Annotated in this window: 17 protein-coding genes; 9 read left to right on the top strand and 8 right to left on the bottom strand. The window is 63.7% G+C overall.

The genetic code is table 11. From position 1 onward, the window contains the following. Nucleotides 1–20: 20 nt before the first annotated feature. Nucleotides 21–1,370, bottom strand: a complete 1,350-nt coding sequence (locus tag H040_RS11520) for an APC family permease (RefSeq protein WP_027917535.1) — start codon at nt 1,368–1,370, stop codon at nt 21–23. Nucleotides 1,371–1,615: 245 nt separating this feature from the next. Continuing rightward, a complete protein-coding gene (locus H040_RS11515) occupies nt 1,616–2,503 on the bottom strand; it encodes an acyltransferase (protein WP_027917534.1) in 888 nt (295 codons plus the stop codon). Nucleotides 2,504–2,685: 182 nt separating this feature from the next. Here H040_RS11515 and rloA2 point away from each other — a divergent pair, with 182 nt between their 5' ends. Continuing rightward, nucleotides 2,686–3,186 (top strand): retropepsin-like aspartic peptidase RloA2, encoded by a 501-nt coding sequence (rloA2, locus tag H040_RS11510; protein ID WP_027917533.1) that lies wholly within the window; start codon nt 2,686–2,688, stop codon nt 3,184–3,186. A gap of 84 nt (nt 3,187–3,270) precedes the next feature. Here rloA2 and H040_RS11505 read toward each other — a convergent pair whose 3' ends face one another. The 5 genes from H040_RS11505 to aceE all read right to left on the bottom strand — a co-directional run bounded on the left by H040_RS11505 (nt 3,271) and on the right by aceE (nt 12,245). Continuing rightward, nucleotides 3,271–3,894 (bottom strand): glutathione S-transferase, encoded by a 624-nt coding sequence (locus H040_RS11505; RefSeq protein WP_027917532.1) that lies wholly within the window; start codon nt 3,892–3,894, stop codon nt 3,271–3,273. Nucleotides 3,895–3,897: 3 nt separating this feature from the next. Next, the gene (gene msrA, locus H040_RS11500; RefSeq protein ID WP_027917531.1) at nt 3,898–4,566 is read right to left on the bottom strand and encodes a peptide-methionine (S)-S-oxide reductase MsrA; all 669 of its coding nucleotides are present in this window, start codon (nt 4,564–4,566) and stop codon (nt 3,898–3,900) included. 168 nt (nt 4,567–4,734) lie between these two features. Further along, the gene (locus H040_RS11495) at nt 4,735–7,419 is read right to left on the bottom strand and encodes a putative bifunctional diguanylate cyclase/phosphodiesterase (protein WP_027917530.1); all 2,685 of its coding nucleotides are present in this window, start codon (nt 7,417–7,419) and stop codon (nt 4,735–4,737) included. Nucleotides 7,420–7,945: 526 nt separating this feature from the next. Continuing rightward, nucleotides 7,946–9,586: a dihydrolipoyllysine-residue acetyltransferase gene (gene aceF / locus H040_RS11490; RefSeq protein WP_027917529.1), complete on the bottom strand. Its 1,641-nt coding sequence runs from the start codon at nt 9,584–9,586 to the stop codon at nt 7,946–7,948. A 13-nt stretch (nt 9,587–9,599) separates the two neighbouring features. Continuing rightward, nucleotides 9,600–12,245 (bottom strand): pyruvate dehydrogenase (acetyl-transferring), homodimeric type, encoded by a 2,646-nt coding sequence (gene aceE, locus H040_RS11485; protein WP_027917528.1) that lies wholly within the window; start codon nt 12,243–12,245, stop codon nt 9,600–9,602. A 383-nt stretch (nt 12,246–12,628) separates the two neighbouring features. Between aceE and glnE the strand changes: the two genes are divergently transcribed. The 8 genes from glnE (at nt 12,629) to H040_RS11440 (ending at nt 22,745) form a co-directional block, all read left to right on the top strand. Further along, nucleotides 12,629–15,562: a bifunctional [glutamate--ammonia ligase]-adenylyl-L-tyrosine phosphorylase/[glutamate--ammonia-ligase] adenylyltransferase gene (gene glnE / locus H040_RS11480; RefSeq protein WP_027917527.1), complete on the top strand. Its 2,934-nt coding sequence runs from the start codon at nt 12,629–12,631 to the stop codon at nt 15,560–15,562. 222 nt (nt 15,563–15,784) lie between these two features. Then, nucleotides 15,785–16,834: a lipopolysaccharide heptosyltransferase II gene (waaF, locus tag H040_RS11470; RefSeq protein WP_027917526.1), complete on the top strand. Its 1,050-nt coding sequence runs from the start codon at nt 15,785–15,787 to the stop codon at nt 16,832–16,834. Beyond that, a complete protein-coding gene (gene waaC / locus H040_RS11465) occupies nt 16,835–17,893 on the top strand; it encodes a lipopolysaccharide heptosyltransferase I (RefSeq protein WP_027917525.1) in 1,059 nt (352 codons plus the stop codon). Further along, the gene (locus H040_RS11460; protein ID WP_027917524.1) at nt 17,893–19,017 is read left to right on the top strand and encodes a glycosyltransferase family 4 protein; all 1,125 of its coding nucleotides are present in this window, start codon (nt 17,893–17,895) and stop codon (nt 19,015–19,017) included. Before waaC ends, H040_RS11460 begins: the two co-directional genes overlap by 1 nt. Then, the gene (gene rfaP / locus H040_RS11455) at nt 19,014–19,820 is read left to right on the top strand and encodes a lipopolysaccharide core heptose(I) kinase RfaP (RefSeq protein ID WP_027917523.1); all 807 of its coding nucleotides are present in this window, start codon (nt 19,014–19,016) and stop codon (nt 19,818–19,820) included. Before H040_RS11460 ends, rfaP begins: the two co-directional genes overlap by 4 nt. Next, a complete protein-coding gene (locus tag H040_RS11450) occupies nt 19,820–20,554 on the top strand; it encodes a lipopolysaccharide kinase InaA family protein (RefSeq protein ID WP_027917522.1) in 735 nt (244 codons plus the stop codon). Before rfaP ends, H040_RS11450 begins: the two co-directional genes overlap by 1 nt. After that, nucleotides 20,551–21,303, top strand: a complete 753-nt coding sequence (locus H040_RS11445) for a lipopolysaccharide kinase InaA family protein (protein WP_027917521.1) — start codon at nt 20,551–20,553, stop codon at nt 21,301–21,303. The genes H040_RS11450 and H040_RS11445 overlap by 4 nt, the downstream gene beginning before the upstream one ends. Further along, on the top strand, nt 21,303–22,745 hold the full coding sequence (locus H040_RS11440) for a lipopolysaccharide kinase InaA family protein (RefSeq protein WP_027917520.1): 1,443 nt from the start codon (nt 21,303–21,305) through the stop codon (nt 22,743–22,745). The genes H040_RS11445 and H040_RS11440 overlap by 1 nt, the downstream gene beginning before the upstream one ends. On the opposite strand, the gene H040_RS11435 is transcribed toward H040_RS11440, so the two are convergent. Then, nucleotides 22,706–25,723 carry a dermonecrotic toxin domain-containing protein gene (locus H040_RS11435; protein ID WP_027917519.1) on the bottom strand — a complete coding sequence of 1,006 codons (3,018 nt, stop codon included), beginning with the start codon at nt 25,721–25,723 and terminating at the stop codon, nt 22,706–22,708. The two genes, H040_RS11440 and H040_RS11435, sit on opposite strands and share 40 nt — an antisense overlap. Between the last annotated feature and the right edge of the window lie 8 nt (nt 25,724–25,731).

Raw genomic sequence — 25,731 nt, 5'->3', positions numbered from 1 at the left:
CATGACAGTATTGCGCCGGGTCATGCAGCTTCGGTGAAGTCCACCAGGCGCACCGGGCGGCGGAAGCCGGCGGTCAGTACGGCCAAGTACGCCAGACCCAGGGCAAACCAGCACAGGCCAATCACCAAGGTCAGCGCCGACAGGCTGGTCCACAGCCACAACGTCAGTGCCAAGCCCACCAGCGGCACCGCGCCATAGCACAGCAGCCCTTTGAGGTTGCGCTGCGCACCTTCGCCCATCAGGTGGGTCTTCACCACCGCCAGGTTCACCGCCGAGAACGCCACCAGCGCACCGAAGCTGATCAGCGAGGCCAGGGTGGCCAGGTCGATCACCAACGCCAGCAGCGAGAACGCCGACACCAGGGCAATGGCGAACACCGGCGTGCCAAAGCGTGGCGACAGGTAACCGAAGCTGCGCCGAGGCAGTACGTTGTCGCGTCCCATGGTGAACAGGATGCGCGACACCGCCGCCTGGGAGGCCAGCGCCGAGCCGAGGCTGCCGGCAACGTACGCGGCAGTAAAGAAGTTGGCCAGGAACTGCCCGCCTGCCTTGAACATCACCTCGTTGGCCGCCGCATCAGCATTGGCAAAGGTGGTGCCTGGCATGACCAGCTGGCTGATGTAGGCCAGCACGGTGAACAGCAGGCCGGCGAACAGGGTAGTGAGAATGATCGCCCGTGGCACGTCGCGGCGGGCGTCGCGGCATTCTTCGGCCAGGGTCGAGACGGCGTCGAAGCCGAGGAACGACAGGCAAAGCACCGCCGCGCCGGCCATGATCGCGCCGAAACCTGGCTTGGAACCATCACCCATCAGCGGCGACAGCAGGTCCAGCGGCTGGCCTGCCAGCGACTGGCAGGACAGCGCGACAAACACCACGATGAAGACGATCTGCGCACCGACGATCAGGTTGCTGGTCTTGGCCACCGAGTGGATGCCAACCACGTTGAGCACCGTCACCAGCACGATCGAGGCCAGGGCAATGGACCAGGCCGGGATGGCGGGGAAGGCGATGTTGAGGAACAGGCCGATCAGCAGGTAGTTGATCATCGGCAGGAACAGGTAGTCGAGCAGCAGCGACCAGCCCGCAAGAAAGCCGACGTTGGGGCCGAAGGCCATGTTGGTGTAGGAGTAAGCCGAGCCCGCAACCGGGAAGCGCTTGACCATGAAGCTGTAGGACGCGGCGGTGAACAGCATGGCTACCAGGGTAACCATGTAGGCGCCGGCGGTGCGGCCACCGGTGAGTTCCGTGACGATGCCGTAGGTGGTGAAGATGGTCAGCGGGACCATGTACACCAGGCCGAAGAACACCAGGGCGGGGAGGCTGAGGACACGGCGCAGTTGGGCGGGGTTGGAGCTGGGTGGGTTGGCCATCGATCGATCCAGGCTTTTTTGTAGTTGTGCTTTGGTCGATTTTTATCCACTTAGGTGGGTAATGACAAAAAAGTATTACTTATTCTAATTATTAGCCTGGGTTTTAATCGGGGTTATGCGCACGCCTGTGTCGGCCTCTTCGCGGGTAAACCCGCTCCTACAGGTACTGCGCAAAGCTGAAGGCCTGTGCAATCTCTGTGGGAGCGGGTTCACCCGCGAAGAGGCCGGCACAGGCCGTGAAAATCTCAGTTCATTTCCGTGCGAAGTCGCTCAATGCGCTGATCCTTTTCCAGCCACAGTTGGTTCACCCAGGCCTGCACGGTCTGCCGAAACTCAGGGTCATTCTCGTAATCCCCATCCCATAACGCCGGGTCCAGCTCACGCACCTGAATGTCGATAATCACCCGGCTGATGCTGCCATTGAGCAAGGCCCAGAACCCCGGTGCCTGGTTGCCGGGATAGACGATGGTCACATCCAGCAGTGCGTCCAGCTGCTCGCCCAGCGCCGCCAGCACAAATGCCACGCCGCCGGCCTTGGGCTTGAGCAGGTAGCGGTAGGGCGATTGCTGTTCACGGTGCTTGGCTTCGGTGAAGCGGGTGCCTTCCAGGTAGTTGACCACCGTCACCGGTTGGCGCTTGAACAGTTCGCAGGCGGCCTTGGTAATCTCCAGGTCCTTGCCCTTGAGCTCTGGGTGCTTTTCAAGGAAGGCCTTGCTGTAGCGCTTCATGAACGGGTAATCCAGGCCCCACCATGCCAGGCCCAGCAGCGGTACCCAGATCAGCTCTTTCTTGAGGAAGAACTTGAAGAACGGCGTACGGCGGTTGAGGCTTTCGATCAGCGCCGGGATGTCGACCCAGGTCTGGTGGTTGCTGACGGCCAGGTACGAGGTGTCCTTGCGCAGGTTTTCCACACCGCGGACGTCCCACTGGGTGGGGATGCACAGGGCGAAGATGGCCTTGTCGATTTCCGACCAGGTTTCGGCGACCCACATCACCGCCCATGAGGCATAGTCACGCCCACGGCCTGGCAGCACCAGTTTGAGCAGGGCGAAGACCAGCAGCGGGCAGATCAACACCACGGTGTTGAGCAGCAGCAGTGTGGTCGTAAGAATGCCGGTAAACAGGCGACGCATAAGGAAACTCTTGTTGTGAGAAATTAGCAGGGCGCAATGATAAGCAGCGCTGCGGTCTACGCCAAATGTCCAATGCCCGACGGCGAGGACAAATGTTTCACAACATGTTGGTTAGGCTTGTGACAGCGAACCTATCCTGCCATTGCAGTCTAAGCACTGACTCTTCTCAAGGAAGCCTGCCTGTGAAATCCCTGCTTGCCCTGTTATCGCTGTTGGCGTTGCCGGTCATGGCCGCCGAACCCACGCTCTATGGCCGTTACGAGAACATCAAGCTGCCCGAGCTTGGCCAGACCCTGAAAGCCAAGCTGGACACCGGTGCCTGGACCGCCTCGCTGTCGGCCAAGGACATCGAGCTGTTTACCCGCGATGGCGAGGAGTGGGTACGTTTCCGCCTGGCGACCAAGGACGCCGACGGCAAGGTCTATGAGCACCAGGTCTCGCGCATCAGCAAGATCAAGGGCCGTGCCGATGAAGAGGATGAGGGTGATGCACCGGAAATCTCCAAGCGGCCGGTGGTCGACCTGGAGATGTGCCTGGGGGGTGTGAAACGCACCATGGAGGTCAACCTGGTGGACCGCAGCCACTTCAATTACCCGCTGCTGGTGGGCTCCAAGGCGCTGCGCGAGTTCAAGGCGGCGGTCAACCCGGCCAAGAAGTTTACCGCTGGCAAGCCTGACTGCTGATTGTTGTTTCCTGTACTGGCCTCATCGCGGATAAATCCGCTCCTACAGGTGTGTGTAGGAGCGGATTCATCCGCGATTGGCTCGTCAGGCTGTCGGGGCTGTGGCTACCATCGATGGCCGCTTGGCTACCTCGGCATACCACGCCGCCAAGCCAGGCTGGCGCTCCCGCCAGCCAAATTTCGGCTGACGCAGGTCCAGATACCCTAGCGCACAAGCCACGCCAATCGCGGCGAGATCGAACCCTGATGCCAGCTCGGCCAGGTGTTCCTGCTCAAGGTCGGCCAGGCTGCGGCGAATCTTCTCGGCTTGCGCTTCAAGCCAGCCGTCCCAGCGCTTCTCCTCAGGCCGCAGGAAGCTCTCGTACCGGCTGGACACTGCCGCATCCATGATCGCATCGGCCTGTGAGGCCAGCGTCATGCGCCGCCAGCGCGCCGAGCCCTCGCGCGGCAGCAGTGGCAGGCCGACATGCTGCAAGTCGAGGTACTCGCAGATCACCCGGCTGTCGTGCAGCACGGTGCCGTCATCCAGGCGCAGCGCCGGGATCTTGCCGATCGGGTTGCCCTGGTTGAGCTGCTCGTCGCCGCTCACCGGGCTGATGTTCACCGGTTGCAGGCTCACGCGCTGTAGCTGGTCGGTCTCGTGCAGCACCACCATGACCTTGCGCACGAAGGGCGACAGTGGCGAGTGGAACAGGGTCATCGTGCTCATGGTTCAGTTGCCCTGCAGGCTCGGTGGCAGGCACACGCCGGTACCGCCGATGCCGCAATAGCCGTCCGGGTTCTTGGCCAGGTACTGCTGGTGGTAGGCCTCGGCAAAGTACACGGTCGGTGCCTGGTCGATCTCGGTGGTGATTTCGCCGAAGCCGGCCTTGTTCAACTCGGCCTGGAAGGCGTCGCGGCTGGCCTTGGCCTGCTCCAGCTGTTCAGGGCTGGTGCAGTAGATGGCCGAGCGGTACTGGGTGCCGACGTCGTTGCCCTGGCGCATGCCCTGGGTCGGGTTATGCAGCTCCCAGAACATCGCCAGCAGCTGCTGGTAGCTGACCTTGTCCTTGTCGAACACCACCAGCACCACCTCGGTGTGGCCGGTCAGGCCCGAGCAGACTTCTTCGTAGGTCGGGTTCGGCGTGAAGCCGCCAGCGTAGCCGACCACGGTGCTGACCACGCCTTCACGCTGCCAGAAGCGGCGCTCGGCGCCCCAGAAGCAGCCCAGGCCGAAGATGGCGAAGTCGATGGCACCTTCGAAGAACGGGCCGAGCAGCGGGGTGCTTTTGAACACGTAGTGGAACTCGGGCAGCTGCATGGGCGTCTCGCGGCCAGGCAGGGCCTGCTCCGCAGTGGGCATGACGTTTTTGTTCACCAGGATTTCCGAACGCAGGACCATGGCCGTTCCTCTGTGTTGATTCAGTTGAATAGGTGTTTGGGCCTTCGCGGGTGAACCCGCTCCCACAGGTACCGCACAGATTTCGAAGACTGTGCAGTACCTGTGGGAGCGGGCTTGCCCGCGAAAGGGCCCGAATGGGATCTAGTGTGCCCGACCTTTAAGCGGCTGTCAGGCCATTGGACCGCGCGGGTAGCGCTTGAGTTTTTCTTCGAGCTCGCGGCCCGGGATTGGCCGGTCGAACAGGTAGCCCTGGCCGACGTCGCAGCGGTGCCGGCGCAGGAACGCCAGTTGCTCTGGCGTCTCGATGCCTTCGGCCACCACCTTGAGCTTGAGGTTGTGGGCCATGGCCACCACCGCCGAGGTGATTTCCATGTCGTCCTGGTTGTCGGGGATCTCGTTGATGAAGCTGCGGTCGATCTTGATGATGTCGATCGGGAATTTCTTCAGGTAGCTCAACGACGAATAACCCGTGCCGAAGTCGTCCATGGCCAGGGTCAGGCCCAGGGCCTTGAGCTCGTCGAGCTGGCGGTGGGTGTCTTCGGTGGCTTCCAGCAGCAGACCTTCAGTCAGTTCCAGCTCCAGCAGGTGCGCGGGCAGGCCTTCTTCCTTGAGGATCGAGCCGATCGAGGCCACCAGGTCGGGGTCGGAGAACTGCTTGGGCGACAGGTTGATGGCCACGTGCAGGCAGCCCATGCCGGCTTGCTGCAGCTGTTGGCTCATGCGGCACGACTGGCGCACCACCCACTTGCCGATGGGGATGATCAGTCCGGTTTCTTCGGCCACGCTGATGAACTGGTCCGGGCGGATCATGCCGCGCTCGGGGTGGTTCCAGCGCAGCAGCGCTTCCAGCCCCAGCAGGCGGCCGCTGCGCAGGCACAGCTTGGGCTGGTAGAACACCTCCAGCTCGTTCTGGGTCAAGGCGCGGCGCAGGTTGTTCTCGACGAACAGCTTGTAGCTGGCTTCGGCGTTGAGCACTTCGGTAAACACCTGCACCTGGTGCTTGCCGTTGGCCTTGGCCTTGTGCAGGGCCAGGCCTGCGTTCTTCATCAGGGTAGTCGGGTCGCTGCCGTGCAACGGCGCGCAAGCCAGGCCTACCGAGGCGGTGACGTTGATCAGCTGGTTGTCGACGAACATCGGCTTGTCGAGGGTGCGCAGCAACTGCAGGGCAACACCCTGGCCGTCTTCCAGGCTGGTGTCATCGAGCAGCACGGCAAACTCGTTGCTGGCGAAACGGGCGAGCACGCCGTTGACGCTCAGGCTATTGCGCAGGCGCCGGGCCAGGCTGATCAGCAGCTTGTCGCCGGTCTGATGGCCGAGGCTGTCGTTGATGCGCTTGAAGTTGTCGATGTCCACCAGCAGCAGGCAGATCGGGTTCTCGCTGTCACGGGCGAAGCGCTCATCGAGTTTGCGGATGAACGCCGGGCGGTTGCCCAGGTTGGTCAGGTTGTCGGTATAGGCCAGGCGCTCGATGCGTTGCTGGGCCAGCTTGGTCTGGGTGACGTCTTCGTAGATGCCGATGTAATGGGTCAACTCACGGTTGTCGCCGTACACCTTGGAGATCGACAGCTGGCCCCAGTAGGGCTCGAGGTTTTTGCGCCGGCTCTTGAATTCACCCTGCCAGCTGTTGCCCATGGCCAGGCTCGACGGCGAGTCGAACAGCAGCTCGCTGAGGTTTTCCAGGGCTGGCAGCTCGGCCAGATGGTGGCCCTGGACTTCCTCGGTGCTGTACTGGGTGATGGCCGTGAAGCTTGGGTTGACGTACTCCACCACGCCGTCGCGGTTGACCAGCAGGAAGGCGCTGGCGCTTTGCTCCACGGCCCGCTGGAACAGGTGCAGGGCGCTGGCGGCGGTACGCCGGTTGTGGTTGGTGATGACTTGGGCGAACTGGTCGGCCAGCTCGCCGGCAAAGGCGATTTCATCCGACTGCCAGGCACGCGGCTGGCCGGTCTGCTCCAGGCACAATACGCCGATTACCTGGCCATCGACGCGGATGCTGGCGTCGAGCATGGCGTTGTTGTCGGCATACAGGCTCTCGGCCAGCTCACGGGTCCGAGGGTCGTGGTTGGCGTTGTGCGCGTCGATGGCACGGCTGGCGTGCAGGGCCTCCAGGTAGTCGGGGAAGCGGCTGGCATCGATCGGCTCGGGCAGGCGGTGCGCCTGCTCGTTGCGCAACCAGGCACTGATCGGCTCCAGGCGCTGCTCTTCCAGGTGCCAGATGCTGGCGCTGTCGACCTTGTAGATTTCGCAGGCGCTGCGGGTAATCAGCTGGGCAGCTTCGATCAGCGAGTTCTCGGCACTGTAGCGCTGGCGGGCCAGGCGCAGGATCAGGTCCTGCTGGGCACGCACGCGCTCCAGATGCTCAAGCTGTTCCTGCTGGGCACGTTGGTTGATCTGAAGGGCCAGTTGCAGGCGGTTATTGCGCGATTCCAGGTCGTTGGTGTCGAGGTCGCTGTCGACTTCGTCGTCGAGCACCGTCAGGAACCCGCGCAGCAGCTGGCGGTTGTGCTGCTTGAACGCCTCGCCGGCTTCCAGCAGGCGCAGGGCGCGCGACTGGGCATGCAGGGTGTAGCGCACGCGGTAGTAGCCACGGTTGCTCAGTTGCAGCTGGATTTCATCGTGCAGCCGGTAGCGTGCCTCAGGCTCCATCAGGCTGGCATAGGGCGAGTCGATCAGTGCGCACAGCTCGGAAGCGGGCAGGCCGAACTGGCGATCGCAGGCCGGGTCCAGGTAGAGCATCGCCCAGCTGGCTTCGTTCAGCCTTTCGAAACGCAGCATACCGAGCCGCGAGGGCACGGGAAGCTGCGTGACGACCTCGGCCGCCACACGGCTGGCGGCATCGGGTTGGCTTTTCATCGAAGACTCGCTTGAAGGGGGACGCGGCCTGGTCGGCGGCGCATCTGGCAAGGTTGCATCATGTCCCTGAGGCTGGCAAGCGGCCATGAGGGCTGTCATGTATATGTTTTCGGCCGCTGGGCTGAAATCCTTAGGCGCCTGTCGGATTTTTGGGGGCAGGCGGGTGTTCGCCCTGACGGTTTTGCCGCCTGTGAAACCGAGCGCCGCCCGTGCGGCGCATCGCGGATGAATCCGCTCCTACATTTGTTGCAACGTGCCGAACCTGACAGGCCATGATCGCCTGCCTCGCGCACGACTTGAGCCTTGCAGACAAGGCGGGCAACCATGGCCTCACAGGCATGGCCACGTTGCAACAAATGTAGGAGCGGATTCATCCGCGATGCGCCGCGCGGGCGGCGCTCGGTCTCCCAGGCGCTAAAACGCTAAAGGCGGACAAAAAAAAGCCCCGCCAATCGACGGGGTTGAGGGACGAGCGTGGCAGCTCGAAAAGTGTACTGCCCCCCGCAAGGAGGGGCAGGGGGCCGCCTTACAGCAGCATGGTGCGGATGTCGCCCAGCACGTCGCCCAGGCGCTTGGTGAAGCGCGCGGCGGCAGCACCGTTGATCACACGGTGATCGTAGGACAGCGACAGTGGCAGCATCAGCTTCGGCTGGAAGGCTTTGCCATCCCAGACTGGCTGCATGGTCGCCTTGGAGACGCCCAGGATCGCCACTTCCGGCGCGTTGACGATCGGCGTGAAGCCGGTGCCGCCAATGTGGCCGAGGCTGGAGATGGTGAAGCAGGCGCCTTGCATGTCGTCAGCCGACAGCTTCTTGGTGCGCGCTTTCTCGGCCAGTGCAGCGGCTTCGGCAGCCAGTTGCAGCAGGCTCTTCTGATCGACGTTCTTGATCACAGGGACCAGCAGGCCGTCCGGGGTGTCCACGGCGAAGCCGATGTGCACGTACTTCTTGCGGATGATGGCCTTGCCGCTTGGCGCCAGCGAGCTGTTGAAGTCCGGCAGTTCCTTGAGCAGGAAGGCGCAGGCCTTGAGCAGCAGTGGCAGCACGGTCAGCTTGACGCCAGCCTTCTCGGCCACGGCCTTCTGCGCAACGCGGAAGGCTTCCAGCTCGGTGATGTCGGCGGAGTCGAACTGGGTCACGTGCGGCACGTTCAGCCAGCTGCGGTGCAGGTTGGTGGCACCGACCTGCATCAGGCGGGTCAGGGCCACTTCTTCCACTTCACCGAACTTGCTGAAGTCCACGGCAGGGATCGGCGGGATGCCAGCGCCACCGGTTGCGCCGGCGGCTGCCGGGGCTTCCTTGGCCTTTTGCATCATCGCCTTGACGTAGACCTGCACGTCTTCTTTCAGGATGCGGCCGTGCGGACCGGTGGCGGCAACTGCGCCCAGGTCGACACCGAATTCACGGGCCAGCTGGCGAACCGCCGGGCCGGCGTGAACCTTGGCATTGCTGCCGGCAGCCGGGGCGGTAGCGACCGGAGCCGGGGCAGCAGCCGGGGCGGCAGCGGCAGGCGCGGCAGCTGGAGCAGCTTCGGCCTTGGCTGGTGCTGCAGCGGCTGGAGCCGGAGCGGCAGCAGGGGCAGCGCCTGCAACCTTGAGCTTGAAGATCAGGTCGCCAGTGCCAACTTCATCTTCCAGCTTGCACAGGACTTCTTCGACCACGCCGGCAGCCGGCGACGGGATTTCCATGGAGGCCTTGTCGGACTCCAGGGTAATCAGCGACTGGTCGGCTTCGACGGTGTCGCCGACCTTGACCAGCACTTCGATGATCTTGGCCTTGCCCGACGAACCGATGTCCGGCACGTGGATGTCCTGCACGCTGGCGGCAGCCGGAGCTGCTGCCGGAGCAGGAGCCGCTTCGGCGGCCGGAGCAGGCGCAGCCGCTGGAGCCGGAGCTTCGGCGGCCGCCGGGGCCTCAGGGGCCGCAGCAGCGGCGCCCTCGGCTTCCAGGACCAGCAGCTCGTCGCCTTCTTTCAGGCGGTCGCCCAGCTTGACCTTCAGTTCCTTGATCACACCGGCCTTGGGCGCCGGGATCTCCATGGAGGCCTTGTCGGACTCCAGGGTCAGCAGGCTCTGGTCAGCCTCGATACGGTCACCGACCTTGACGAACAGCTCGATGATTTCACCTTCACCGCTGCCGATGTCAGGTACGCGAATGAGTTCGCTCACTTAAAAATACTCCTCAGCAGTCCAGTGGGTTGCGCTTGTCCGGGTCGATGCCGAACTTGACGATGGCGTCAGCCACAACCTTGGGTTCGATCTCGCCGCGGTCAGCCAGGGCTTCCAGGGCAGCCAGCACCACGAAGTGGCGGTCGACTTCGAAGAAGTGACGCAGCTTCTTGCGGCTGTCGCTGCGACCGTAACCGTCGGTACCCAGGACTTTGAACTCTTTGCTTGGAACCCACTGGCGAATCTGCTCGGCGAACAGCTTCATGTAGTCGGTGGACGCGATGACCGGGCCCTTGCGACCGTTCAGGCACTGCTCGACGTAAGTCTGCTGTGGCTTCTGGCCAGGCTTCAGGCGGTTGGCGCGTTCCACGGCCAAACCGTCGCGACGCAGTTCGTTGAAGCTGGTGACGCTCCACACGTCGGCACCGACGTTGAACTCTTCACGCAGGATCTTCGCCGCTTCGCGGACTTCGCGCAGGATGGTGCCGGAGCCCATCAGCTGTACGTGGTGCGCGGCTTCGCGGGTGTCTTCTTCGAGCAGGTACATGCCCTTGATGATGCCTTCCTCAACACCGGCCGGCATGGCTGGCTGCTGGTAGGATTCGTTCATCACGGTGATGTAGTAGAAGATGTCCTGTTGCTCTTCGGTCATCTTCTTCATGCCGTCCTGGATGATCACCGCCAGCTCGTAGCCGTAGGTCGGATCGTAGGTGCGGCAGTTCGGGATGGTGCCCGCCATCATGTGGCTGTGACCGTCTTCGTGCTGCAGGCCTTCACCGTTGAGCGTGGTACGGCCGGCGGTACCGCCGATCAGGAAGCCACGGGTGCGGCTGTCGCCAGCGGCCCAGGCCAGGTCGCCGATGCGCTGGAAGCCGAACATCGAGTAGAAGATGTAGAACGGCAGCATCGGCTGGTTGTGGCAGCTGTACGAGGTACCGGCAGCGATGAACGACGACATGGCGCCGGCTTCGTTGATGCCTTCCTCGAGGATCTGGCCCTTCTTGTCTTCGCGGTAGAACATCACCTGGTCTTTATCGACTGGCTCGTAGAGCTGGCCGACCGACGAGTAGATGCCCAGCTGGCGGAACATGCCCTCCATACCGAAGGTACGGGCTTCGTCCGGGATGATCGGAACGATGCGCTGGCCGATTTCCTTGTCCTTGACCAGTTGCGCGAGGATACGCACGAAGGCCATGGTGGTGGAAATTTCGCGGTCGCCCGAGCCGTCCAGGATCGCTTTAAGCGTTTCCAGGGAGGGGGTCGGTACGCTGAAGCTCTTCGCACGGCGCTGCGGTACGAAGCCACCCAGGGCTGCGCGGCGCTCGGCCAGGTAACGGGCTTCGGCAGAACCTTCTTCCGGCTTGAAGAACGGCAGGTTCTCCAGGTCCGCATCCTTGACCGGGATGTCGAAGCGGTCACGGAAGTGACGCAGGCTGTCGACGTCGACCTTCTTGGTGTTGTGCGCGGTGTTCTTGGCTTCGCCAGCACCGGTGCCGTAGCCCTTGATGGTCTTGGCCAGGATGACAGTCGGCTGCTCTTTGTGGTTCACAGCCTGGTGGTAAGCCGCGTAGACCTTGTACGGGTCGTGGCCGCCACGGTTGAGCTTCCAGATCTCGTCGTCGGACAGGTCTTCGACCATGGCCTTGAGCTCTGGGGTGTTGAAGAAGTTCTCACGAACGTACGCGCCGTCTTTGGCTTTGTAGTTCTGGTACTCGCCGTCGATGACTTCGTCCATGCGGCGCTGCAGGGCACCGTTGGTGTCCTTGGCCAGCAGTGGGTCCCAGAAACGGCCCCAGACGACTTTGTTGACGTTCCAGCCACCGCCACGGAACACGCCTTCGAGTTCCTGGATGATCTTGCCGTTGCCGCGAACCGGGCCGTCGAGGCGCTGCAGGTTGCAGTTGATGACGAAGATCAGGTTGTCCAGCTTCTCGCGGCCGGCCAGGGCGATTGCGCCCAGGGATTCCGGCTCGTCGCACTCGCCGTCGCCCATGAAGCACCAGACCTTCTGCTTGCCGGCCGGGATGAAGCCGCGCGCTTCCAGGTACTTCATGAAACGTGCCTGGTAGATAGCCTGGATCGGGCCCAGACCCATCGAAACGGTCGGGAACTGCCAGAAGTCAGGCATCAGCCATGGGTGCGGGTACGAAGACAGGCCGTTGCCGTCCACTTCCTGACGGAAGTTGTTCATCTGGTCTTCGCTGATGCGGCCTTCCATGAAGGCACGGGCGTAAACGCCTGGCGATGCGTGGCCCTGGAAGAAGATCAGGTCGCCGCCGTGTTCTTCAGTCGGCGCCTGGAAGAAGTAGTTGAAGCCGATGTCGTACAGGGTGGCACTGGAAGCGAAGCTGGAGATGTGGCCGCCCAGGTCCGAGTCCTTCAGGTTGGTGCGCATCACCATGGCCAGCGCGTTCCAACGCACCATCGAGCGAATGCGGCGTTCCATGAACAGGTCGCCAGGCATGCGTGCTTCGTGGGTGACAGGGATGGTGTTGCGGTATGGCGTGGTGATCGCGTACGGCAGCTGGGAGCCACTGCGGGTGGCCAGCTCGCCCATGCGGGTCATCAGGTAATGAGCGCGGTCTTCGCCTTCTTTGTCGAGGACCGACTCCAGGGCATCCAGCCATTCCTGGGTTTCGATTGGATCGAGGTCTTGCATGGCTTGCTCCAGGGCGGAAAGGCCACCAGAATCGGGGGCCTGAGTTTGCGACTGGCCTTATGGGCAGACGTCGTGAATTCTTGGATTACCGGGGTGTCTCCCGGCGCCGTGTAGTTTTACTACATTTGCTTCGGCATTTCATGCTTTTGCACGCCATGGGTAGTAGTAAAACTACACAAATGCGACGTTTGGTCGCACCTCGGCTTGTGAGGAAAAACGTTCATGTTGGTTGGCGGTGTGTCGCGAACAGGTGGATCTTGATGTTTCGTGCCAATGATTCGTTTTTTTCAGCTATTTCCAACTTTTGTATGACAGTCCAACCGTGGTCCGGCTTCCTCTTGGCCGCGTTTTCCCCTCCATTTCACGCCGATCAAGGATAGACCATGCGCCTACCTTTGCCGCTCGAACTGCCTGCTTCCCTGCAACCGCTGGTCGTTCGCAACCAGCAGTTTCTGAGCGATGCCGTGGCAGGCCACGCTGAACTCGACCTGCAAACCTGGACCCCGCTGCACCGGCAACAGTTCGATCAAGTAGCCGCCGCCAGCGACTTCGTGCTTGGCCTGGCCCAGCGTGAACCGGCCATGTTGTTTGCCCTGATCGCCAGCGGTGAGCTGGACCGCCGTTACGCCGCAGGCGAGTTGCGCGGGCAGATCGCCGCTGCGGCCCAGGCCGCGCAGAGCGAAGACGAGCTGGCGCGTAACCTGCGCCGCGAGCGCAACCGCCAGCAGCTGCGCATCATCTGGCGCGACATCACACGGCAGGCCGAGCTGGGCGAGACCTGCCGCGACCTGTCCGACCTCGCCGATGCCGCCATCGACGAAGCCTACCAGTGGCTGTACCCGCGCCACTGCCAGCAGTTCGGCACGCCAATCGGCAACCGTAGCGGCCAGCCACAGCACATGGTGGTGCTGGGCATGGGCAAGCTGGGCGCGGTGGAGTTGAACCTGTCGTCGGATATCGACCTGATCTTCGGCTTCCCCGAAGGTGGTGAAACGGAAGGGGTCAAGCGCTCGCTGGACAACCAGGAGTTCTTCACCCGTTTGGGCCAGCGCCTGATCAAGGCACTCGACCCGGTCACCGTCGACGGCTTCGTGTTCCGCGTCGACATGCGCCTGCGCCCTTACGGCTCGGCCGGCGCACTGGTGCTCAGCTTCAATGCGCTGGAGCAGTATTACCAGGACCAGGGCCGCGACTGGGAACGCTACGCGATGATCAAGGCGCGGGTGGTGGCTGGCGACCAGGCCGCAGGTGCGCAACTTCAGGAAATGCTGCGGCCATTCGTATACCGGCGTTACCTGGACTTCTCGGCGATCGAAGCGCTGCGCACCATGAAGCAGCTGATCCAGCAGGAAGTGCGGCGCAAGGGCATGGCCGACAATATCAAGCTCGGCGCTGGCGGTATCCGCGAGGTCGAGTTCATCGCCCAGGCCTTCCAGCTGATCCACGGCGGGCGCGACCTGAGCCTGCAGCAGCGGCCGCTGCTCAAGGTGCTGGCGACGCTGGAAGGCCAGGGTTACCTGCCGCCGGCAGTGGTGGCGGAGCTGCGCGAAGGTTATGAATTCCTGCGTTATACCGAGCACGCCATCCAGGCCATCGCCGACCGCCAGACACAGATGCTGCCGGACAGCGAGCTCGACCGTGAGCGTGTTGCCTATATCCTCGGCTTTGCCGACTGGCAGAGCTTCCACGATCAGCTGATGTACTGGCGCGGTCGGGTCGACTGGCACTTCCGCCAGGTGATTGCCGACCCGGATGAAGACGAAAGTGAAGGCGAGCTGGTAGTGGGTGGCGAGTGGTCGCCCCTCTGGGAACAGGCCCAGGATGAAGATGCTGCAGGTCGCCAACTGGAGGAGGCTGGTTTCAAGCAACCGGCCGAAGCCCTGCGCCGCCTGGCCGGGCTGCGTGCCAGCCCGCAGCTGCGGTCGATGCAACGTATCGGCCGCGAGCGACTGGATGCCTTCATTCCACGTTTGCTGGCCCAGGCCGTGGAGCACGACAACCCGGACCTGGTGCTGGAGCGCGTGCTGCCACTGGTCGAAGCCGTGGCGCGGCGTTCGGCCTATCTGGTGCTGCTCACCGAAAACCCGGGTGCCCTGCGGCGCTTGCTGACGCTGTGTGCGGCCAGCCCATGGATCGCCGAGCAGATCGCCCGCTACCCGTTGCTGCTCGATGAGTTGCTCAACGAAGGCCGCCTGTTCAGCCCGCCGCTGGCGCCGGAGCTGGCCGCCGAGCTGCGTGAGCGGCTGACGCGCATTCCCGAGGACGACTTGGAGCAGCAGATGGAAGCGCTGCGCCACTTCAAGCTGGCGCACAGCCTGCGTGTCGCCGCGTCGGAAATCAGCGGCAACCTGCCGTTGATGAAAGTCAGCGATTACCTGACCTGGCTGGCCGAAGCGATTCTCGACCAGGTGCTGGCCCTGGCCTGGCGCCAGACCGTGGCCCGCCATGGCCAGCCCAAGCGCAGCGACGGCAGCTTGTGCGACCCAGGCTTCATCATCATCGGTTATGGCAAGGTCGGCGGCCTGGAGCTGGGCCACGGTTCGGACCTGGACCTGGTGTTCATCCACGATGGCGACCCGCAAGCGGAAACCGACGGCGCCAAGCCGATCGACAGTGCGCAGTTCTTCACGCGCCTGGGCCAACGCATCATCCACCTGCTGACCACCCAGACCAACTCCGGCCAGCTGTACGACGTCGACATGCGCCTGCGCCCCTCCGGTGCGGCGGGGCTGCTGGTCAGTTCGCTGGGGGCGTTCGAGCGTTACCAGCAGAGCGAAGCCTGGACCTGGGAACATCAGGCTTTGGTGCGCGCCCGTGTGCTGGTGGGCTGCAAGCAGGTGGCGACGGCGTTCGAGGGTGTGCGGGCCAAGGTCCTGGGCCAGGCCCGCGACCTTGGCAAGTTGCGCAGCGAAGTGAGCGAGATGCGCGCCAAGATGCGTGACAACCTTGGCACCAAAGCCACGGCTGCCGGCACCGCGGCCAATGCCTTCGATGCTGGCGTTGCGTTCGATATCAAGCAGGATGCCGGCGGTATCGTCGATATCGAATTTATGGTGCAATACGCCGCTTTGGCCTGGTCTCACGCGCATCCGGCCATACTTCGATGGACCGATAACATCCGCATTCTGGAAGAGCTGGAGCAGGCAGGGTTGATGCCGGCCAGTGACGCGGTGCTGTTGCGTGAGGTGTACAAGGCGTTCCGCTCTGCGTCGCACCGCCAGGCCCTGCAGAAGCAGGCCGGGGTGATCGATGCGGCGCAGTTTGCCGATGAGCGCCGCGAGGTGCGGCGGATCTGGAGCGAATTGGGCCTTACCTGAAGGCCCCGCCAACCCTGTGGGAGCGGGTTCACCCGCGAAGAAGGCCACGCGGTGCATGGCACCGGCTTCGCCGGTGTTCGCGGGTAAACCCGCTCCCACAGGGTCTGCAATCAGCGACGGATATGCCTGAGTGGTACACTGTCCGCCACATAGCCTGAATATAAAGAGGGGAGGCCAGGCTGTAAGCAGCCTGTAGCCTCCCCGAGCGTTTCTGGACTAAGCATGAGAATACTGATCATTGGCCCCAGCTGGGTCGGCGACATGGTGATGGCGCAGACCTTGTTCCAGTGCCTGAAACAGCAGCACCCCGACTGCGTGATCGACGTGCTGGCGCCCGAGTGGAGCCGGCCGATCCTCGAACGCATGCCCGAAGTACGCCAGGCCTTGAGCTTCCCGCTCGGCCACGGCGCGCTGGAGCTGGCCACGCGGCGGCGCATCGGCAAGTCCCTGGCTGGCCAGTACGACCAGGCCATCCTGCTGCCCAACTCGCTGAAGTCGGCGCTGGTGCCGTTCTTTGCCGGTATCCCCAAGCGCACCGGTTGGCGCGGCGAAATGCGTTTCGGCCTGCTCAACGACGTGCGCAAGCTGGACAAAGCCCGCTACCCGTTGATGATCGAGCGCTTCATGGCGCTTGCCTACGCGCCCGGCGCCGAGCTGCCGCAGCCGTATCCGCGGCCAAGCCTGCAGATCGAAGCACAGAGCCGTGAAGCCGCCATGGCCAAGTTCGGCCTGGCGCTGGATCGCCCGGTGCTGGCGCTGTGCCCAGGCGCCGAGTTCGGCGAGGCCAAGCGCTGGCCGGCCGAGCACTACGCGAACGTTGCCGACGCGATGATCCGCCAGGGCTGGCAGGTATGGCTGTTCGGCTCGAAGAACGATCACCCGGTTGGTGAGCAGATCCGTGACCGCCTGATCCCGGGCTTGCGTGAAGAGTCGTACAATTTGGCGGGTGAAACCTCGCTGGCCGAGGCCATCGACCTGATGTCCTGCGCCGACGCCGTGGTTTCCAACGATTCCGGCCTGATGCATGTGGCTGCCGCGCTGAACCGTCCGCTGGTAGCGGTGTACGGCTCTACCTCGCCAGGCTTTACGCCGCCACTGGCTGAAAAAGTGGAAGTGGTGCGCACCGGCATCGAGTGCAGCCCGTGTTTCGACCGCACCTGCCGCTTCGGACATTACAACTGCCTGCGCCTGCTGGAGCCCGGCAAAGTCATCGCCGCCCTGCACAGCCTGGGTGGCTCGAACCTGATCGATACCGTGGCCGAGGTCGACTAAGTGCGGGTACTGATCATCAAGACCTCGTCGCTGGGTGATGTGATCCACACCCTGCCGGCGCTTACCGACGCTGCCCATGCCATCCCGGGCATCCGTTTCGACTGGGTAGTGGAAGAAGGCTTCGCCGAGATCCCCAGCTGGCACCCGGCGGTCGACCAGGTCATCCCGGTGGCGATCCGCCGCTGGCGCAAGAATATCTGGCAGACGATCAGGAGCGGCGAGTGGAAGGCGTTCAAGCAGCGCGTTCGCGAGCGCAAGTATGACCTGGTGATCGATGCCCAGGGCCTGGTAAAGTCGGCCTGGCTGACCCGCTACGTCAAGGCACCGGTCGCCGGCCTGGACCGTTTCTCGGCCCGTGAAGGCTGGGCCAGCCGCTTCTACGACCGGCCGCTGTCGGTTGCCGTCGGCCAGCATGCCGTGGAGCGTGTGCGCCAGCTGTTCGCCATGGCCCTGGCCTACGACCTGCCGGAAGGCATCGGCCATTACGGCCTCGACCTCGACCGCCTGCAGCTGCCGCCGGCCGCGCCCTACGTGGTGTTCCTGCACGGCACGACCTGGGCGACCAAGCACTGGCCCGAAGCCTACTGGCGCGAACTCGCCGAACGCCTTGGCCGGCGCAAGCTGCAGGTGCGCCTGCCATGGGGCAACCCGGCCGAGAAGGCCCGCGCCGAGCGCATCGCCCAGGGGTTGAACAACTGCCAGGTGCTCCCCAAATTGAACCTTGCCGGCGTCGCCCGTGTGCTGGCGGCGGCCAAGGCGTGTGTGGCGGTGGATACCGGCCTCGGCCACCTGGCCGCAGCGCTGGATGTGCCGACCATTTCGCTGTTCGGCCCGACCAACCCGGGCCTGACTGGCGCCTATGGCCGCGTGCAGGTTCACCAGGCCAGCGATTTCCCTTGCGCACCGTGCCTGCAGAAGAAATGCACCTACAAACCGAGCGCTGATGACCAGCGCCGGTTCGATCTGAAACGCGAGTGGCCGCTGTGCTTCACTCGCCTGAATCCCGAGCATGTAGCGAGCCGCCTGAGCGCGCTGCTGCTGGCTGAGGATGTTCGTTGATGCAACTGGCTTTCGTGCTTTACAAATATTTCCCTTTCGGCGGGCTGCAGCGCGACTTCATGCGCATTGCCCTGGAATGCCAGAAGCGGGGCCACCAGATCCGCGTGTACACGCTGATCTGGGAGGGTGACATCCCGCCGGGCTTCGAGGTGCTGGTGGCGCCGGTAAAGGCGATCTTCAACCACCGGCGCAACGAGAAGCTCAGCGCCTGGATGGAAGCGGACCTGGCCAAGCGCCCTGTCGACCGCCTGATCGGCTTCAACAAGATGCCCGGGCTGGACGTTTACTACGCTGCCGACGGCTGCTTCGAAGACAAGGCGCAGACCCTGCGCGGCGGCCTGTACCGCCGCTGGGGCCGCTACCGGCATTTCGCCGAGTACGAGCGCGCCGTGTTCGCCAAGGACGCCCGCACCGAAGTGTTGATGATTTCCGAGGTGCAGCAGCCGCTGTTCATCAAGCACTACGGCACCCCGGTGGAACGCTTCCACCTGCTGCCGCCGGGCATCTCCCAGGACCGTCGCGCGCCGGCCAATGCCGCCGAGATCCGCGCTGATTTCCGCAAGGAGTTCAACCTGGGCGATGACGACTTGCTGATGGTGCAGATCGGTTCAGGCTTCAAGACCAAGGGTGTCGACCGCAGCCTCAAGGCCCTGGCCGCGCTGCCCTCGGCCCTGCGCAAGCGCACGAAGCTGATGGTCATCGGCCAGGACGACCCGAAGGGTTTCCAGCTGCAGAGCGCCACCTTGGGCCTGGGCGAGCAGGTGCAGTTCCTCAAGGGCCGCAGCGACATCCCGCGCTTCCTGCTGGGCGCCGACTTGCTGATTCACCCGGCGTACAACGAAAACACTGGCACGGTACTGCTGGAGGCCCTGGTGGCCGGCCTGCCGGTGCTGGTGTCCAAGGTTTGCGGCTACGCCCATTACATCGCCGAGGCCGACTGCGGCCTGGTGCTGGACGAGCCGTTCGAACAGGAGCAGCTCAACAGCTACCTGCAACGCATGCTCGAAGACGGGCAGGCCCGCGCCGGCTGGTCGCGCAATGGCCTGGCCTTTGCCGACAGCGCCGACCTGTACAGCATGCCGCAGCATGCTGCCGATGTGATCCTGGGGCAGGAGAACGCATGAAGCTGATATTGGCCGAACCTTTCAAGCGCCTGTGGGCCGGGCGTGACGCCTTCGAGGCCGTGGAAGCGCTGCAAGGCGAGGTCTATCGCGAGCTGGAAGGCCGCCGCACGCTGCGTACCGAGGTCGCTGGCGAAGGGTTCTTCGTCAAGATCCACCGCGGCATCGGCTGGGGCGAGATCTTCAAGAACCTGCTCACCGCCAAGCTGCCAGTACTCGGTGCCGGCCAGGAATGGCAAGCCATCCAGCGCCTGCATGAGGTTGGCGTGCCGACCATGACGGCCGTGGCCTATGGCGAGCGTGGCAGCAACCCGGCGACTCAGCATTCGTTCATCGTCACCGAAGAGCTGGCGCCGACCATCAGCCTGGAAGACTTCAGCATCGACTGGGTAAAGAACCCGCCCGAGCCGCGCCTCAAGCGCGCGCTGATCGCTGAAGTGGCGAAGATGACCGGCGGCATGCACCGCGCCGGGGTGAACCACCGCGACTGCTACATCTGCCACTTCCTGCTGCACACGGACAGGCCGGTGACGCCTGAAGACTTCAAACTGTCGGTGATCGACCTGCATCGTGCGCAGACCCGGGCGAAAATCAGCCGCCGCTGGCGCGACAAGGACCTGGCTGCGCTGTACTTTTCGGCGCTGGACATCGGCCTTACGCGGCGCGACAAGCTGCGCTTCCTGCGTGGCTATTTCCAGCGCCCGCTGCGGCAGATTCTGGCCGAAGAGGCTGCGCTGCTCGCCTGGCTCGAAGGCAAGGCGCAGAAACTTTACGATCGCAAGCAACGCTATGGGGATGCACTCTGATGGCGAGTTGGACACTGGCGCCAGGCTACGAACATCTGGCGTCGGACTTCGGCAGCCTCGATGCGGTGTTTGCCCTCAAGGGTGAACACCTCACGCGTGACCCACTCAGCGAGGTCATCCGCATCGAGCGTGACGGGGTCAACTACTACGTCAAACGCTACACCGGTGCTGGCAAGCACATGCGCCGCTACCTGGGCCGGCCGCGCATCAAGGCCGAATGGCAGAACCTCAAACAGTTCGCCAAGTGGGAAATTCCCACTGCCGAAGTGGTGGCCTGGGGGCTGGAACGCAAAGGCCTGGCCTTTGGCCGTGGTGCGATGATCACCCGCGAACTGCCGCGTACCGAAGACCTCTCGGCCCTGGCCGAACGCAACGACCCACGCTTGGCCGACCGTGTCTGGGTCGACAAGCTGAGCCGCCAGCTGGCGCGCCACACCCGGGTAATGCACGAGCACCGTTTCGCCCACAACGACCTGAAATGGCGCAACCTGCTGGTCGACGATCTGGGCACGCTATTCTTCATCGACTGCCCGACCGGCGACTTCTGGCGTGGTTTCATGTGGCGCCACCGCATGATCAAAGACCTGGCCTGCCTGGACAAGGTGGCCAAATATCACCTGTCGGCGACCCAGCGCCTGCGTTTCTACCTGCAGTACCGTGGGCGCCAGCGCCTGAATGTGCGCGACAAGCGGCGCATTCGCCAGGTGCTGAGCTTCTTCGAGGGAAGGGAATGACCGATTACCTGGCCAGCGCGGACCTCGCGCTGCTCAAACGCCATGGCTTGAACGACTTCGAAGCGCTGTGGGCGCTGCAGCTCGACGCCGTGGACGAACCCAACACTGGCCGCGGTGGCTGGAGCAGCGTCTACCGCCTGGAGCTCGAAGGCAAGGGCTACTACCTCAAGCGCCAGAGTGATTACCTGACCCGCACCTTGCACCGGCCGTTTGGCGAACCGACCTTCGCCCGCGAGTTCCGCAACATCAGCCGCTACCAGAAGCTGCACATTCCGGCTTTGCAGGCTGTGTTCTACGGCGAGCGCAAGCACAACGGCCAGCACCGGGCGATCCTGATGACCCGTGCGCTGGACGAATGGAGCGACCTGGAGGGCCTGCTGGCCCAGTGGCCGCAGCTCGCCGAGGGCGCCCAGGCGGGCATCCTCAAGGCCTGCGGCCAGTTGGCGCGCACCCTGCACGGTGCTGGCCAGGTACACGGTTGCTTCTATCCCAAGCACATCTTTCTGCGCCAACGCCGCGAAGGCTGGGATGCGCAGCTGATCGACCTGGAAAAGACCCGGCCGCTGCTGTTTGGCATGCGTGACCGCTTGCGTGACCTTGAGCCGCTGCTGCGCCGTGCCCCCGCCTGGGGCGAGGCAGAGGTTCGCCAGTTGCTGGCCGCCTACCTGCAGCAGCCTGCTGACAGCGCGCTGGTCGGTACCTGGCTGCAACGCCTGACGCAACGCCGTCGTGAAAAAGAGGCCCGCTGATGCGTTTGTCTGAACTCAAGGCGGCCGGGCGCAGCCCGTCGCTCCCCCTGAGCATTACCCTGGCCGATGCCGCCGGCACGGCTGACCTGCAGTTGTTCAGCCTGTTGCGGGTGCTGCCCGGTCAGCGCTATGTCGGCGCTGGCATCTGGCGCGGCACCCCGGTGCTGGCCAAGCTGCTGGTCGGCGGCAATGCCGCACGGCACTTCCAGCGCGAACTGGACGGCGTGAAGCTACTGGCCAAAGAAGGCCTGACCACGCCACAACTGCTTGCCGACGGCCTCAAGGAAGGCGAGGGTGGCTGGCTGCTGTTCGAGTTCCTCGAGGGTGCCGAAAGCCTGGCCGATGCCTGGGCAGCGGTAGAAGATCTGCCTGTGCTGGCTGACGAGCAGCTTCTGGTGCTGGGCGAAGCCCTCACTGCCGTGGCACAGATGCATGCACAAGGCTTGTGGCAGGAAGACCTGCACCTGGACAACCTGTTGCGCCACGACGGCAAGCTGTACCTGATCGACGGCGCCGGTATCAAGGCCGAAACACCCGGTCAGCAGCTTTCACGCCCGCGCGTGCTGGAAAACCTCGGGGTGTTCTTCGCCCAGTTGCCCAAGCGCCTGGAACCGTTCATCGAAGCGTTGCTGGTGCACTACCTGCTGGCCAACGCCGAGCATGCGCTGCCGCTGGAAGCGCTGCAGAAGCAGGTGGACAAGGTGCGTAACTGGCGGCAGAAGGACTACCTGGAAAAAGCTGGCCGCGAGTGCAGCCTGTTCAGTGTCGAGCGCAGCCTTTCAGGCCTGCGGGCGATTCGTCGCAATGAAGTGGATGCCATGCTGCCGGTGCTGGAGCAGGCGGATGAACTGATCGACAAGGGCCACCTGTACAAGACCGGTGGTGCTGCCAGCGTGGCGCGTATCGAGGTAAACGGCCGCAAGCTGGTACTCAAGCGCTACAACATCAAGAACACCGCGCACTGGTTCAAGCGCTTCTGGCGCCCGAGCAGGGCTTGGCACTCGTGGATCGAAGGGCACCGCCTGGAGTTCCTCGACATCGCCACGCCACGCCCGTTGGCGGTGCTGGAACAACGTGTGATGGGCCTGCGCAGCCGCGCCTACCTGGTCACAGAATATGTCGATGGCCCGGACCTGACCGCATGCTTTGCGCCCTATGTGGACAACGGCGAGGCACCTGAAGAGCAGGTCGACGCGCTGGTGCATGTGATGCAGCAGCTGATCCGCGAGCGCATCAGCCATGGCGACTTCAAGGGGCACAACCTGTTCTGGGACAACGGCCAATGGTCGCTGATCGACCTTGACGCCATGTGCCAGCACGCCACCCAGCTCAGTTTCGCCCCGGCCTATGCCCGTGACCGGGCACGGCTTTTGCGCAACTGGCCGAGCGGCAGCGCATTGCATCAGCGGCTGGACCGGCTGCTGCCTCGGTTGTCGGAATAATCCGCCGGCAGTGGCAGCCAGTTGCTGCTGCGGCCGGTCTGGCGCACGCGTATGCGCCATTCTTCGTCCTGCCGGCGCAGCACCGCGCCGCCAGGCACGCTGCCGCGCAAGGCATCTGCCAGCACCAGGTGGTAATGGTTGCTGAGCGGATGGCGGCGCACGGGCAACTGATGCAGGCCGAGCTGAAGGTACAGCAGGGTGTTGTCTTCGAACAGGTTGGCATCGTCTGCGGTAACGGTGCCCTGCACAGGCGCAGCCAACCGGCAGTCGCCAAGCAGTTGCTGGATATCCGGCAGCCCGTCATGCCAGAGCAGGGGTGAGTCGACCACCCAGTTACCTTCACGGCAGCGCTTGATGGGCAGCTTCAGGTAGGCATTTGGCAAGTCAGGGTCAATTGCGCGCCAGCGGTTGCCGTTGAAGGTGACACCGAAATAGCGGCCCAGGTTATCTGTGACGTAGTACTGCGTCAGGCCGGGGTTCGCCGTCTGGCGTTCATAGACCGCCTCGCCGTGGAGCGCATCGATGCGGTAGCGCAGCCTGGTCTCGTCGGGGGTTACTTCATAGTGCGGCGGTAGCGGTACGGGCGGTGGCTTGGGCAGCCCGCGCATGACCCGGCGCATCAGCCCCGTACCTGCCATGTTGTGGAGGCCTGCTGTTGCATGGCCGAATGCGGCGGTGGCGTGGTGCAGTGCACCGGCATGGTCGTCCTGGTCGAACGCTTCGAAGCCATCCCAGATGGAAATCCCCAAGCGCCCGAACGCCAGGGCTGTGGCACCCGCTTGTGGCAGCACGAGTGCGACTATATCCAGCAACACCCTGAGCACGTTGACCGAGTATTCGCCCAGCAGCTCGCTATTGCTGCGGGTGGCAGCATCGGCCTGTGCCATCAGGAAGTTGACCTCGGCACGATACTGGGCTTCGTACAGGTTGCCGGTGATGGTCTGCAGCTTGATGTGCGTGCCCAGGCGGCCTTTGCGCAGCAGCGCCTCAAGCGCTTTGCCGTTGCCCAGTGGCAGTCGCTCGAGCACATAGCTGCGCAAGTCGGCATCGTTGCGTACTGCTCTTATCAGGGCCCTGGTGTTGGTGTATTCACGCCAGGGTCGACGGTCTGGGGCATCCGGGCAGTAGGCGACGATACGGTTGGAGTTTTCCGGCGAAACGAGCAGGAAAACGCCCTGCAGGCTCTGACCCTGGACAAGCAACTGGCGGGCGATAACCTGCTGTTCGTTGTAATGCGGCCGGGCATGGCTGTCGGGCCAACGGATCACCGTGCTGGCCCATCCATACCCTTGCTCGAAGGTGTCCGGCTGAAAGTGGCCTGCGTAGCGTGCCTTGACCGCCTCGGCCTTCATGCGCGTGCGGTTGAGTTGAACATGTGCCCGCTGACGCCAATGGCCGTGGGGGGAGTCAAGCAGGTGCGTGCGCAGGTAGGCCTGGTAACCATTGCCGGCATTCAAGCGCCGAATGATCTGTTTGACCCGCAGCGGCGTGAGGGCTGGAAGTGGCTGGCCATCGGCAAGGTGCACGCGGGCGGTGAGCCAGTAGTCGACATCGAACCAGGCGATGTTGAGCAGTGCCAGTTTATCGAGCCGATAGGTCTGCTTGACCAGTTCGATACTGGGCCCTACCTGAGGGCGGCTGGCCACGGGAATGTAGGCACTGATGTCGAGCGGGTTGAAGGAGGGGCCGATCTGGCGGGCCAAGGTCACGCTGACGCAGATGGATTGCGGGTCCGTATCGATGCCGGGGTCACGTTGCAGGAACTCGTGCAAACGTTCACGCACCCAAGCCAGCAAGGCATGCTGCTGCTTGAATTGCTCAAGGGTGAGAATACCCGGGGCTGCCGCTGCCTCGATGGCGGCCACTTGTTCCTGCATGGCCTGCATGATGTGCGCCACGCCTTGTTGTGAGGTGGAGCGCAGCCAGTTTGGCAGGTGTTTTTCGAGCAGCAGCCCGTATCGGGTGGCCAGCGGACCTTTGCTGGAGAGTTCCATGTGCAGGTCCAGCGCTTTAGCCAGTGCTGCATCGAGCGTTGCTACATCGCGCTGTTGGCCTCGTTGCCAGGCATCTTGCCAGGCATGGGTCAGGCGCTGAATGTGGGCGTCGCGGATGGCCATGGCCTGGCTCTGAGCAATATCCTCGCTGTACCAGTCATAGCGCAGGCGTTCGGCCATGCGCGCGCGTCGCTGGTCTTCAGGGTGGGGCAGCAGGCTGACAAGCGGGGCGCTCTCCAGTGGGTCTTCAAGGCGCTGGCACAGTTCCAGGTGAAGCTCGGCGAGACTTTCGAATGCCTCCACCCCGTGCAGAGCCGTGTACAACACGGCTCTGCCGACCGGTTCGTGGGCTTCGAGCAGCCGACCTTCCTGGCCTTGTTCGGTGAGTATCAATACGCCGGGCAGATGGCTGCGCCAGTTGGGCGCGGTGGCGGTCAGCAGTGGGCGATAGACCTGCGGCCGCGCTGACGTGGGCAAGTGGCGGCGTTGCCAGGGGAGGGGGTATTCGATACAGGTCCTAAGCAGTTGGGCATGCGCTGCCGACAAGGTCTGATCACCGCTGCGCAAACGCATTTCGATATCCAGCTGTTCGCGTCGCAAGGACGCCAGGCGCACCAGGCGGGTGAGGCCCGTGCTGTCGCGGGCCTGCCAGTATTCAGCCAACTGTGCGTGCAGGTCCTTGCGGATGTTCTTGCAGAAACTGTCGACCCGGGCGTTGAAGTCGACGGGCAGGGCGAGTCGTGGGTACTGCTCATGCTCGGGCTGACTACCGATGGGCAAGCGGAATATGCCGCCATCGAACAGGTGCAGGCCGACCAGTTCCAGCAGGCTGTGACGGCCTATACGCAGAGCGCTGGCACGGATGACCTTGCCTGGAAACAGTACGGCCAGGTACTGGTCAAGGCGGTGTTCGACGCCGTCCAGCGGTGGCAGCAGCGTTTGCAGTCGGTTGTCCAGGGCCAGTAATTGCAACAGCGGGGTCATGGTCCGTC

The organism is Pseudomonas sp. URMO17WK12:I7, from assembly GCF_003269045.1.
Lineage (GTDB): Bacteria > Pseudomonadota > Gammaproteobacteria > Pseudomonadales > Pseudomonadaceae > Aquipseudomonas > Aquipseudomonas putida_J.
This window is presented reverse-complemented; position numbering and strand designations above follow the sequence as displayed.

Excerpts from the sequence above, each read along its gene's own strand:
- H040_RS11515 (WP_027917534.1), bottom strand. The coding sequence starts at position 2,503 with ATGCGTCGCCTGTTTACCGGCATTCTTACGACCACACTGCTGCTGCTC.
- rfaP (WP_027917523.1), top strand. The coding sequence starts at position 19,014 with ATGAAGCTGATATTGGCCGAACCTTTCAAGCGCCTGTGGGCCGGGCGT.
- H040_RS11435 (WP_027917519.1), bottom strand. The coding sequence starts at position 25,723 with ATGACCCCGCTGTTGCAATTACTGGCCCTGGACAACCGACTGCAAACG.
- H040_RS11520 (WP_027917535.1), bottom strand. The coding sequence starts at position 1,370 with ATGGCCAACCCACCCAGCTCCAACCCCGCCCAACTGCGCCGTGTCCTC.
- H040_RS11450 (WP_027917522.1), top strand. The coding sequence starts at position 19,820 with ATGGCGAGTTGGACACTGGCGCCAGGCTACGAACATCTGGCGTCGGAC.
- H040_RS11445 (WP_027917521.1), top strand. The coding sequence starts at position 20,551 with ATGACCGATTACCTGGCCAGCGCGGACCTCGCGCTGCTCAAACGCCAT.
- msrA (WP_027917531.1), bottom strand. The coding sequence starts at position 4,566 with ATGGTCCTGCGTTCGGAAATCCTGGTGAACAAAAACGTCATGCCCACT.
- aceE (WP_027917528.1), bottom strand. The coding sequence starts at position 12,245 with ATGCAAGACCTCGATCCAATCGAAACCCAGGAATGGCTGGATGCCCTG.
- H040_RS11440 (WP_027917520.1), top strand. The coding sequence starts at position 21,303 with ATGCGTTTGTCTGAACTCAAGGCGGCCGGGCGCAGCCCGTCGCTCCCC.
- H040_RS11505 (WP_027917532.1), bottom strand. The coding sequence starts at position 3,894 with ATGAGCACGATGACCCTGTTCCACTCGCCACTGTCGCCCTTCGTGCGC.
- glnE (WP_027917527.1), top strand. The coding sequence starts at position 12,629 with ATGCGCCTACCTTTGCCGCTCGAACTGCCTGCTTCCCTGCAACCGCTG.
- H040_RS11460 (WP_027917524.1), top strand. The coding sequence starts at position 17,893 with ATGCAACTGGCTTTCGTGCTTTACAAATATTTCCCTTTCGGCGGGCTG.
- H040_RS11495 (WP_027917530.1), bottom strand. The coding sequence starts at position 7,419 with ATGAAAAGCCAACCCGATGCCGCCAGCCGTGTGGCGGCCGAGGTCGTC.
- waaF (WP_027917526.1), top strand. The coding sequence starts at position 15,785 with ATGAGAATACTGATCATTGGCCCCAGCTGGGTCGGCGACATGGTGATG.